General features: G+C 55.7%; 4 protein-coding genes. All 4 read left to right on the top strand.

Annotated features, from left to right (window positions below):
• Positions 1–8: 8 nt before the first annotated feature.
• The 4 genes from ACFY68_RS12380 (at position 9) to ACFY68_RS12365 (ending at position 12285) form a co-directional block, all read left to right on the top strand.
• Positions 9–2522 (top strand): hypothetical protein, encoded by a 2514-nt coding sequence (locus ACFY68_RS12380; protein WP_387527401.1) that lies wholly within the window; start codon positions 9–11, stop codon positions 2520–2522.
• A 380-nt stretch (positions 2523–2902) separates the two neighbouring features.
• Positions 2903–5437 carry a hypothetical protein gene (locus ACFY68_RS12375; protein WP_387527398.1) on the top strand — a complete coding sequence of 845 codons (2535 nt, stop codon included), beginning with the start codon at positions 2903–2905 and terminating at the stop codon, positions 5435–5437.
• Between the two features lie 2 nt (positions 5438–5439).
• Complete coding sequence (locus ACFY68_RS12370; protein WP_387527395.1) at positions 5440–8391, top strand: hypothetical protein; 2952 nt, start codon at positions 5440–5442, stop codon at positions 8389–8391.
• Between the two features lie 54 nt (positions 8392–8445).
• On the top strand, positions 8446–12285 hold the full coding sequence (locus ACFY68_RS12365; protein WP_387527392.1) for an RHS repeat domain-containing protein: 3840 nt from the start codon (positions 8446–8448) through the stop codon (positions 12283–12285).
• Positions 12286–12431: the final 146 nt, after the last annotated feature.

Below are 12431 nucleotides of genomic sequence, written 5' to 3'. Positions count from 1 at the left end.
GTATTGCCATGGCTAGACCAACACTCGAGCAATATTACGACTATATGAAAGGGGCGCCTCGAACCCGTGGGTGGGGTGCACTTTTGGTCTATGACCGAAAAAAAGCAAACCTTCTGTTGATGCAGGAGCATATTGAGCGCGCCGGTAGAGAGGCCTGGATCAAACCGCTAACGGCTGACATGGCGACGGAGAACGGCAAGTTTTCCCGGTTGTCCAACTTTACCTTCGGTCCACCGGTACTGTCGTTCGAGAACTCGAGTATAGGCAGCTCTAAGGCCACCGTGAGTATGCCAGTGGTGGACGGCAAGCTGACCGAATGGAGCCAGGAGCCAGGTGCACGGTGGCCAACGCTGGTGGGTATCTCGCACCTTGACCCGCTGACCGCGCCCCGCGTGAAGATGAACATCAATCTCATGGAGGGCAAAGGTGGGGTGGTTAATGACGATGGTCGCGTGTATCTGGACTTGTCGGATAGCACTGCTTATTACTTTGAAGTGAGCCAATGGGAAGAACTGAATATCAAGTTGGGGCAGTTGATTGAGGCAGAGTTCAAGAATCCCGAGCGAGGCGAGCAAATTTGGGAATTGAATAAGCTGGCGCCTGTGGACAACCTATTGAACCCGACCACCTTCAGGGTTCGCACGCACTCCCTGGGCAAGGCGGGAAACTCGGTGGCCAGTACGAACCAGGCAGACCTGGATGAAGGTGCGATCATTGTGGGTGTAGCGTTCAATGACGACCCGAATGGTCATTTTCCTGGCGGCGATGCGGATATGCCGTATTTACTGCCCGCACGCGAGGCGGGTGGTTCATACTCGATGAACGTTGTGCTGTCTAACGAAGTGTGGCTTAAACAGGTGTTTTCAACGCTTCTCGGAGCAATGACTGATGTTGTCTCTTCTGGGTTCGAGTATAAGCGCGATGCCAATGGCTTTATTGTTGGGGGGACTGGGTGTCGGATCCGTTGTCAGGCAAAAAAGCATTTATTGAAGGTATCGGGTGGGCCGATCAAGGGGACCACTTGGAGTGCGATTATTGCACCTGAGGGTGCGGTGGGGGCTTATGAATTTACTGTGGATGACGACGGTATCCACGTTGACTGGAAGTCTGAAGATTCAATTGGTGTTCTAGAACGTGACATGGCCGGAGCAGGTTGTGCTGTGGTCTGGTGGCCGGTGCTCAAATCTAATCTTGGGGCGGAGATGACGATTAAGCTTGATAAGACAGGCTCCGTCCTTGCTTTGGTGAGAGGGGGGTTGAGGCTTCGGGGTGATGTATGGCTTGAGGGCTGGGACAGTGACGTGTTCGATGAATACCAAGAGTATGTTCCAACCACTAAGGATGAAATTTGGGCTGCACTTGCTAGGGCGTCCGGTTCCTTCGCCAACCGCGTAGAAGTGGTTGACCTCCTGCGGCTCAACGGCCTGCTCTTCCGCAACGGTCAACGCTCGGTCATGGACACGTTGTCGGTCCCCGGCGATGTCTCGATGCTAGGCGAACTGGCCCCCACCCTCACTGCCTTCGCGATCGAACCGATAGAGATAACTCTCCTCGCCGGGGCCACGCATCCGCTTACCCTCACCCCCGAACCCCAGCCTGGCGAAGAGGTGAAATGGGAAGTCAAGGCGCTGCCAGGCGACCCCGAAAACCCCGAGGGGCCTGAGCAGTTGGGCGAAATCGTCGACGACGTATACAACGCGCCCAAAGCAGACACCATTGCCAGCACGTTCCGTCAGGTCATCATCACCGCAACGGTGGGCGAAACCAGCAGCAGTGCCCTGTTCACTGTAGTGCCCAAGTCCGTATCGGTAAGGCCGATGCTACTTAATGCACTCTATTCCACCTCCGACCAACCGCAACGCTATGTGCTGGAGGGAGGAAGCGTCGACTCGGAATTGGTCTGGGCCACGGGTGCCGGTTTCAAAGGTGAGCTGCGTGACCCTGCAGCCGGCGAATATGACGAGTTGAAGATCCCCAGGGACAAGCAAGTTAAGGTGTATGTCGCACCCCTGCGCGACCCTACAACTGGGCCGGAACTTAGCACGTTCATGCAACTGGACCAGGTGCACGTTACCCGTGGTAGTCGTACCGAAACCATCGATATCACGGTTCTCTGGAAGCCAACTTCTGCAACTGTGAATGTGGAGGCACAGGAAGATGGTGCGCTGAAACTGGTGCTGACCGTTCAGCCTTGGGGAGAAGAGGAGCAAGCCCTGCCCCCTGACAAGACAAAATGGTTCGTGGCCAAGGGCAAAGAAACTATTGATGAGGGCACGGGTATCTACAAGCCGGGGTTGGATGAAGGCGATTACGTGATCATTGCCGGTGTCGGGCCCGATTCAGGTCAGTGGAATTACGCTGTTCTGCCAATCCCGTACACCCCTGAAGAAGCTCAGGCGTTCCATGAGGTGAACCAGGCCATCAATGGCAAGAACGCCAACGCTCCTCACACTGAGGAGCAGACCGAAGCCATGGAAGTGGTGAAAAAAGCCTTCAGCAACCAGAGTGCGGCGAGGACCTGACCATGACCACCATTACCAAAGAGGCATTGCCCGAAGAGCTGGCAAAAGGCGGAGTGCGTCTGCTTATCCACACGGCGTGCAGGCCCTCAACACTTTTTGGAACTGCTCGACATGAATGGGCGGCTAGATCAAGGCAAGGCTCTGGAGCTGGAGTCGCCCACGCTTGAGGGCCTAACTGCATTCAATGAAATCGATGTGGATGCATTGGCCGGTGACCCCGTGAAGACTTAATCAAGTACACGGGCATGGCGAGAAATGACCGCGTGCAGGTGCGTTAGTTCGGTCGTAGTGCTGCCGGTGAAGCCTATGACTTTGACGCGGTGCATTGGTGTCGGAACGAGGATTCAGTAGATGGCCTCAAGGTTATATGGAGAACTATCATGGCCAGACCAACATTAGAGCAATATTACGAGTATTTGAAAGGGGCGCCTCGAGCCCGTGGGTGGGGTGCGCTTTTGGTCTATGACCGCAAAAAAGCAAACCTTCTGTTGATGCAGGAGCATATTGAGCGCGCCGGTAGAGAGGCCTGGATCAAACCGCTAACGGCTGACATGGAGACGGAGAGCGGCAAGTTTTCCCGGCTGTCCAACTTTACCTTCGGTCCACCGGTACTGTCGTTCGAGAACTCGAGTATAGGCAGCTCGAAGGCCACCGTGAGTATGCCAGTGGTGGACGGCAAGCTGACCGAATGGAGCCAGGAGCCAGGTGCACGGTGGCCAACGCTGGTGGGTATCTCGCACCTTGACCCGCTGACCGCGCCCCGCGTGAAGATGAACATCAATCTCATGGAGGGCAAAGGTGGGGTGGTTGATGGCGACGGTCGCGTGTATCTGGACTTGTCGGATAGCGCTGCTTATTACTTTGAAGTGAGCCAATGGGAAGAACTGAATATCAAGTTGGGGCAGTTGATTGAGGCAGAGTTTAAGAATCCCGAGCGGGGCGAGCAAATTTGGGAGTTGAATAAGCTTGCGCCTGTTGAAAATCTATTGAAGCCGACCTCCTTCAGGGTGCGCACGCACTCCCTGGGCAAGGCGGGGAACCTGGTGGCCAGTACGAGCCAGGCAGAGCTGGACGACGGTGCGATCATTGTGGGGGTAGCGTTCAATGACGCCAAAAATGGTAGCTTTCCTGTGGACGATGGGGATATGCCGTATTTGCTGCCTCAGCGGCAGTCGGGTGTTCCGTATTCTTTGAATATTGTCCTGAGTGACGAAGTGTGGGTGAAAAATGTTTTTAATAGTTTGTTGGAGGGGCTTGCTGGTACGGCTTACGTCCCCAATGAGTTAACGTACAAGAAAAATGAGTCGGGCTTCTATGTCGGGGTGGACGCGGGCACGATTAGCTTTGAAGGGAGTTGGGTCGTTATAGATGTGCCACGTGTTAAGATTGTCTTGACAGTTGCAGCCAATCTAGGTCGGCTCTTGTTTTCTTTCGCTCCTGGTAAAATCGATTGCACATGGAGTTTTGCAGGAGTTCTTCCGAGGGCTATTAGGACTAGGGAAAATTGGGGCCATGGTTGGGAGAATAGGGAGATAGATTTGAATGTTGATTTTCGTGCATCCTGCTCCTTCGTAATCAGTACGGAAGGCGGCGTGTACAGCCTCACTAAGAGCGACGTAGTCACTGACGGTGGCTGGGATATTGACTTCGATGAGTATGGCGAAAATGACGTTCTTATCCAGTTCCTGCGCTACTTGAATAGCCGATTTGAAGAGGTTTTCGAGCGTTTGGCGGGAAAGATTGAAGTTGTTGACTCCCTGCGCCTCAACGGCCTGCTCTTTCGCAACGGTCAACGCTCCGTAGCTGATACTTTCGCCACCCCTGGCGATGTGACGATGCTGGGCGACCTGGCCCCCACCCTGACTGCCTTCGCGATCGAGCCGATCGAGAAAACTCTCATCGCCGGGGGTACGCAAAAGCTTACCCTCACGCCCGAACCCCCGGCTGGGGTTGTGGTGGAGTGGACAGTGAAGGCGGTGCCAGAAGAGCCAGAAGAGCCAGAAGAGCCAGAAGAGCCAGAAGAGCCGGAAGAGCCGGAAGAGCCCGAAGACCCTGAGCAGGTGGGCAAAATTGTCGGCGACATATACAACGCGCCCAAAGCGGATGCCATTACTGGCACGTTCCGTCAGGTCATCATCACCGCAACGGTGGGCGAAACCAGCAGCAGCGCCCTGTTCACTGTAGTGGCTAAGTCCGTATCGGTAAGGCCGATGCTACTTAATGCACTCTATTCCACCTCCGACCAACCGCAACGCTATGTGCTGGAGGGGGGAAGTGTCGATTCGGAATTGGTCTGGGCCCCGGGTGCCGGTTTCAAAGGTGAGCTGCGTGACCCTAAAGATGACGAATATGACGAGTTGAAGATCCCCAGGGACAAGCAAGTTAAGGTGTATGTCGCACCCCTGCGCGACCCTACAACCGGGCCGGAACTTGGCACGTTCATGCAACTGGACCAGGTGCACGTCACCCGTGGTAGTCGTACCGAAACCATCGATATCACGGTTCTCTGGAAGCCGACTTCTGCAACTGTGAATGTGGAGGCACAGGAAGATGGTGCGCTGAAACTGGTGCTGACCGTTCAGCCTTGGGGAGAAGAGGAGCAAGCCCTGCCTCCTGACAAGACAAAATGGTTCGTGGCCAAGGGCAAAGAAACTATTGATGAGGGCACGGGTATCTACAAGCCGGGGTTGGACGAAGGCGATTACGTGATCATTGCCGGTGTCGGGCCCGATTCAGGTCAGTGGAATTACGCTGTTCTGCCAATCCCGTACACCCCTGAAGAAGCTCAGGCGTTCCATGAGGTGAACCAGGCCATCAATAGCAAGAACGCCAACGCTACTTACACTGCGGAGCAGATCGAGGCCATGGAAGTGGTGAAAAAAGCCTTCAACAACCCTAGTGCGGCGAGGACCTGACCATGACTACCAATACCAAAGAGGCATTGCTCAAAGAGTTGGGAAAAGGCGACAGCATGCAGTCCTGGGGCGCGGTACTGGCGCTAGGCCGTGATGCTGTCAACGTTGCGTTGCAGGCCCATTTTGTCGAGCAATTCGATCTGCGTGGTGGCTTGCCGATCATCGAGGGTGAGTATTTTATCGACCCCACCGCCCGCACTGAAAAGGTGGCCTTCGAAAACCTCACCCTGGGCCCGCCGCAGTTGTCTTTCAAAGGCGCCTCAGGTGCTTCGACCCAGGTGCGGGTGAGTATGGAGTTGATCACCGGGCAGTGTGTTTCGTCGACGCTCATGTCGGCCAACGTCGAGCAATTCAGAAGAAGCCATGTGCTGGAAATGGGTCTGGGTTATCAGTTCGAAGTGTATGGGCGCCTGAAAGTGCAGCCACACGCGTATCTGGACAAGTACCAGGTTGTGCTCGACCTTACCGGTAGCAGCGAAGCCACGTGCACGCTGGGCGGCAATGGCACCGCTGCGCGGATGATGGGAGCGTTCATCCTCGAACAATTGCAGTACGAGTGGGTTATCACCAGCCCATTGCCGGTGGTGGCGTTTGACATTTTCGGGCATAGCGCCTTGTCCACCACTCGCATCGACGTGCTTGCGCAGCAAGCACCCGCAGGGGCGGGCGGTGGTTCAAGCCCGGACGACGATGGGGCGCTGCTGGTGTTCATGCAACTGATTGAAGGTGTCGAAGCTCGCCTACCAGACCCCCCCTTGCCTTATTTGTTGCCGCGCAAGAATGATACCGCCAACTACGGCAGTGCGCTGTTGATCAGCCGGGAGCGTGCGCCGCTTGCCAAAGGCCGCCCAGCCGTTGCACTGGAGCAACTGATGTTGCCTGATGACAACGCGGTCGTGCTGGAGAACGACGAGTATAACCCCCATGACATGATCGTTTTCGGCGATGTCCAAGCCACTGCCTTTTCCAGTCAGCCGCAACCGCGCATTGGCAAAGTGGCTGCGGGCAAGCGCGCCGAGTTCACGGTCGCGAATCAGTCGGTGAAAGCCTGGACTGCCCTGGATGTGCACAACCCACGCAATTCTGGTGAGATCGAAGCTGGCACTTATTGGGCGCCCGCTGCAAGCACGTTCCCGCTTCGGCAACGCCTGATGAATATCAAGGCCCATTTTGCCAATGAGCAGGAGGGGGCAAGCAAGTCGGCGTTGGTGGTCGCTTCTTCTGATGACCTGGTCATTTCGCCGCGGGTAGTCATCTGGGCCAAGGGCGACGATCCCGTCCGGCTGACCGCATCGCAGGGTGGAAGGCTGGAGTGGGACACTGATGGCGACAAGTTCGGCAGCATCGTGCGGGACCCGGCGGACGACAACGACACGCCGCACGCTCTTTTCACCCCGGATACACCCCCGAACAATGAACCCATTCGCCTTCAGCGCATCAAGGTAACCAACGGGGAGGGTGAGAGTGGCTACGCGACAGTGGTCATCCTCGCCATGCGCGCGCCGCTGCGGTTGGAACCCTTCTACGTGCCGAACATGCGCGCTTCTGGCTTGCAAAAGTTCACCCTCACCGAGCCGCTCACCGAGCCGCTCATCGGGCAGGCCTTGGATGAGAGATGGGGTGACCGCCCTGCGGAACTAAGCACAGTGTGGCAGCTGTACGGCGAAGGCGAGCTCATCAATGGGAAGTACACCGCGCCGGAGTCGAACCCAGGACAAGTCAGTGTGGTGGCGGGTGTTTATGGTGGCCAGGCTGGCATTGCTGTTATCGAGCATAGTGTTTATGCGAATACAATCGGTTCCGAGCGCTGGAAGGCTCTGAATCAATTCAAGCTGTTCCTTAATGACACGACGCGAAAAAAAGCGTGGGCAAACGGCAGGCAACAGGTGGCTGTCGATATCCACATCGAGACTAAACCATTTGAGGTTGATGATGAGGAATTGTATGACCCGGTAAGCGATGCAGAGCTGGCAACGTTGCAGCTTACTGATCGGAATGGCACACCGATCGAGTGGTTACCTGCTGATACTGAAGTAATCGCACCTGGTGGAAAAAACTGGGCCGCCAGTAAGTTTCGCAACCGCTTTGAGTACCTACCCGCTGGCGAAGCATTGGTTTCTGTAAAAGAGGCGCAAGAGGCGCAGGCGAGAAAGGACCAGTCAAAGGCGGTGGGGGTAATGGGGAAGGAGGAGGCGTTGCGCATTGTAACGGTTTACCTTCAAACCAAAGAAGCCGAGGTACTCTGGATTCGGGCCAAGTTTCAAGCCCATGACAAAAAGACGTACTCCTCTCACATAGTTAACCCAGGTGGTGATGGTGAGTTAGAACTGGGTGGGCTGGTACCCAAGAAACTGGATGTCGCAGACCTGGAAGTTTTTACGGGAAATCGCGTGGCTGCACGCCGTGGGTCTGACATCGTCGATAGCAACGGAAACGTTGTCGACCGCCACAACTACTGGCACTACACCACGGATTATTGGACATTGCGTGCCCGGGGGCAGCGCAGCTTTGTCGATATACGCTTCGATCATGTTTCAATCCTGAAGTATGAAAGTGAATTACTCCATGAAACGTTCGCCAGCTATGTCGGCGTTGCCTATGTGCCGCGGGTGCTGCCGGGGCGCACCGCTGATCGACGCATTGAATACCAGGCTCAATTGGAGTTGTTGGCGTTGCAGCACGCGGGCACACCCTTGAATCGAGATTTTGCAGAAGGTGAGCATTTCTCTGCAGGCACATTACTGGTGTCGCTCGAACGCGTTTCGGACCTGAAGTACTGGTACGACCAGCAGGGTATCAGGTGGCGTGAGCCGCTGAGCAAGCCATTGACTTTTACGCTGATCGATAACTACGGAACGCAAAGTGCGCTCTATATCAACTGGGGCCGGCAGTTGAACGATGGGTCGATAAGCCCGGTTGACCCCCGCAACTTCCTGTACTGGAAGTTCCAATGAGCACGGCTGCCCCCCCTAGGGGGGCAGTACCTTTCTTGAGTTGAGGAATAAACAATGACTACGAATTCGCTGGTGCATTCCAATGCATTCAATTTCATGAGCTTCGTTCAAGGCGGCGTCGATCCACGGACGGGGCAATACAATGTGTCGATAGAGTTGCCTACATTGGCGGCCAACCACTTGAACGGCCCCAACTTGCCCTTGCGCATTGGGTTCAACCCGATGAACCCCGAGAACTCAGGCTTTGGTGCTGGCTGGCGCTTGAATCTGAGCGAGTACGACCCGGATGACAGCCAGATGCTCAGCCTGCACAGCGGTGAGCGTTTCAAGGTGTTCGACAACGGCCCGGGTGAGCAGGCTGTGATACCGGAGCGCAAGATCGACAGCTTTCACTTCGAGAATATTTCTTCTGGCACTACCACCCTTTATCGTGTAGCACACAAGTCGGGCATGATCGAAGTGCTTGGGTTGCACGAGGTCACCGAGGCGGGCAAGCCCCCTCGGAATGTGGCATTGCCCATACGGGTGCTGGCACCGACCGGGCATGGTATTACCTTGAAATACCGCCCGGTGGATTTGCCCCCTCCAATGCCGGGTATTCCAGGCAAGCGCGTGCCTTGCCTGGAATCGGTAGAAGATGACACCAAGCGAATACTACTGGAAATCGATTATTCGAACCTCAGCCAGGTCCGGGTTAAGCTCAATCCAGCCACGGTGGCGGAAGCTGTCTATACGCTGGAGTGCCACGACAGTGAACTGCTCAAGGTTATTTTGCCGACTGCGGACAAGGGGCGTTGGAAGTTCGAATATAAGAGGATCGGCACCGTACGTTGCATTGAACGTATGTGGACACCGGTCAATGGCGTTGAAGAAATCGTCTACAAGGAAGCTGGGCATGCCCTGCCCGGCGTCGAGCGCAGGACACTGCCTCATGTAGAGCGTCACCTGGTTACCCCTGGGGCCAACCAGCCGCAAGTGCGTACTGACTACATGTTCAGCTCGAACAATTTCCTGGGCAACAACACCGCTATCTCCTGGGCAGATGACGGCCAAGACAACCTCTACAAAGTCACAGGTGCGGGCTATTTTTACGACGGTACAGCCACGCATTACCAGGGTGACAAACCGGCGTACACGGTCAAGACCTCATTCAACCGCTTCCATTTGATGGTTGAGCAGGTCACCACGCAGAAGGATTGTATCGAAACCCAGACCCTCGAGTACCCGGAAGTTGCCGACCGGGAGTTCAAGTACCAGCCCAATAACTTCCAACTGGTTGAGACTACTACCACTTCCTGGGGCAAGGGGGTGGGTAGCACTTCACGCAAGGAGGTGGAAGTTACTTATTACGACGAGCATGGCAACCTGCTGGAAAAAATAGAAGCCAACGGCAAGCATACAGTAATGACGTACTACCCAGCCGCCGCCGACCCGGAAGAGTTTGTGCGTATGCTCAAGACCGAGGAGGTTAGACCGGGGCCTGGCGAAGCTGGCGCCGAAACCTTGCGCAACGAGTATACCTACGAGTTGGTTGCATCGCGGGATAAAGACGGGTATGCACGCGGCGCTTCATTGCGTAGCCTTGACCAGCAGTTGCGAGTGCGCGATGGGGCGACGTTGTCGGAGTTGGATACCCTCCACCACGACGAGCCCCTCAATTTGCTGGAGCATGGTCGTCCCCGTGAGCAAAAGCTGACACTCAATGGCAAGGTAACCCGCACTGAATACGCATACAGCGAGATCTCGGTAGAAGGCCACCCTGCAGTCCAGACCAAGGAAACCCTGACTGGCTTCGACCACGGCTCAACTTTGCCGGCCCGTGAGTTGAAGTACACTAAGGGGAACAAAAAGGAGGAATTGGTACGACACGCCCAGAAGGTCAACACCCTGCAGCATTCGATACTGATTGGCGAACCGTTGCTCAACTACGACGACAATCAGGTGCAGATTGCCTACGTGTATGACGAACTGCGTCGCGTAACGCGCGAAACGGTCGACCCTAAGGGCAAGTACGAGGCGTCACGCAATTACAGCTATTACCTGTCGTCCGATGGCCAGCAGGCATGGCAGAAGCAGGTTGATGTGAAAGGGGTGGCAACGTGGAGCTACGTGGACGGGCTAAACCGCCCTGTACGGGTGACGCGCCAGGACCCGGACTTTGGCCCCACCAAAACAGCCAAGGAACAAGAACGGTTAACGTACAGTGCTCGCTATGACGCGCTTGGCAACTTGGTGGAAGAGGTCGAATACGACTGGTTGGAGCTGAAGAATCTGCCGCTGAAGACCCTGTATGAGTATGACGACTGGCGCCAGCGCAGCAGTGAAATGGGGCCGGACAAAGTGCGTGTGTGCACGCAGACCGACCCGGTAGGGCTACCTGACTGCTTTGGGCCCGTACGCAAGGAGTGGCGTGAATCCATCCAGCGCAAGCTGCTCACTGGCACTACCGTTACCCGGCTGAACCTGTTCGAGCAACCCGTGGATGTGGAGCGCCTGGACAGCAAAGGTGCCCGTGTCAGCTTGCACCGGTACTTCTACGATGGCCTAGGGCGTACCGTGCGGGAAGTGGATGCACGGGGTCATGAAACGGCCACTACCTACGATGAATTTGACAGGCAAGTGGACCAGACGCTGCCAGATGGTTCGGTGGTACACCGTGACTATGCGTTGCACAGCAAGGGCGATTTGCCAACCTTGATCAAGGTGCTCGAGCGCAACCCCGTTGGGGATCACGTGCTGGGCACGCAGACCTTCGATGGCTTGGACCGCATGATCGAGTCGGTTACTGGCGGACGCCCGCGCACCATGCTGTATGGCATCGGGCAGCGTCAGCCAGAGGCGGTGATCACCCCAGCAGGTAACCGCATCGACTATGAATACGTTCCGCAACTGGGCGAGGAGCCATTAAGCCGCAGGACGACGAACCAACAAGCGGACTATGTATATGACCAACATAATGGCCGCCTGTTGCACTGTACCGAAAACAACGAGACGCTCAAGCGTGAGTATTTCAGTACCGGTGAACTGAAAGTTGAAAAGCGCCAACACACTGGCGATGCAGAACCGTATGAGATGGCGTATGTACACAGCCTGAAAGCCCGTATGCTGAGTTATACCGATGTTCTGGGCAAGACACAGGTTTATGAATACAACCCGTCTGGGCAGTTGCAGCAGACCACACTGGAGAATGTTACCAGTACCTTCGGTTACGATGCACTGGGCAGGACCGCCAGTATCCTGACTCAAACCGAGGACCCGGACGGGAGCGTGCGCAGCCTGGAAACGACGCTGTTCTATGACGAGTTTGATCGCGAAATTCGTCGTCGCTTCGACTTTGGCGACGCGGTGCAAACGTTGGTGCAAACGTATAACGAAGTGGATGGCATTGTTAGTAAAACGCTGACAGAGGGTGAGGAAGATGGAAGGCCGCTGCGCCATGAAACCTTCCAATACGATAACCGGGCCAGGTTGTCGAGATACGACTGTGAAGGTGACAGCGAGTATGTGCCTGTCGACCCTTACGGTAACAAGATAAAAAGTCAGCTATTCCGCTTCGATGGACGCGACAACATCACCCGGGTCAGGACTTCTTTTGAAGGTGGCACGCTCGATGCCACGTATCTGTTCACCGATGAAAAGGATCCGGTGCAATTGAAGGGTATTGAATTGGAGTGGAAGCTCGATGATAAACAGGGTGTAGAGCAAGAGGCGCCTGAGAAGGCGTTTATCGAACTGTGCTATGACCCCGACGGTAACCTGATTCGGGACGAGGAAAAGCGTGAACTGACCTATGACCCACTAGGGCGCCTGGCGCGGGTGTATGTGCCTGCGCAAGGCATTACTGCCCACTATGGGTACGACGCGGTGGACCGCTTGGCGTCTCAGGATGCCTGATCCGGTCAGTGAGTTACGTGATTGTTGCTAGTATGCGAGGGCCTGCACATGTGCAGGCCTTTTTTGTGGTGCTCGTCTTGAAAGATGCAGCGCCTGTTTGATCCCGCGCCGCGCGGGCGGCGCGCGATTTACGCATCACCTCAAAA

Source organism: Pseudomonas sp. NPDC012596 (assembly GCF_042902325.1).
Classification (GTDB): Bacteria; Pseudomonadota; Gammaproteobacteria; order Pseudomonadales; family Pseudomonadaceae; genus Aquipseudomonas.
Note: the sequence above shows the minus strand (reverse complement) of the source record. Positions and strands in the feature narration are given on the sequence as shown.

Coding starts and splice junctions, on each gene's coding strand:
- ACFY68_RS12380 (WP_387527401.1), top strand. CDS start 9: ATGGCTAGACCAACACTCGAGCAATATTACGACTATATGAAAGGGGCG.
- ACFY68_RS12375 (WP_387527398.1), top strand. CDS start 2,903: ATGGCCAGACCAACATTAGAGCAATATTACGAGTATTTGAAAGGGGCG.
- ACFY68_RS12370 (WP_387527395.1), top strand. CDS start 5,440: ATGACTACCAATACCAAAGAGGCATTGCTCAAAGAGTTGGGAAAAGGC.
- ACFY68_RS12365 (WP_387527392.1), top strand. CDS start 8,446: ATGACTACGAATTCGCTGGTGCATTCCAATGCATTCAATTTCATGAGC.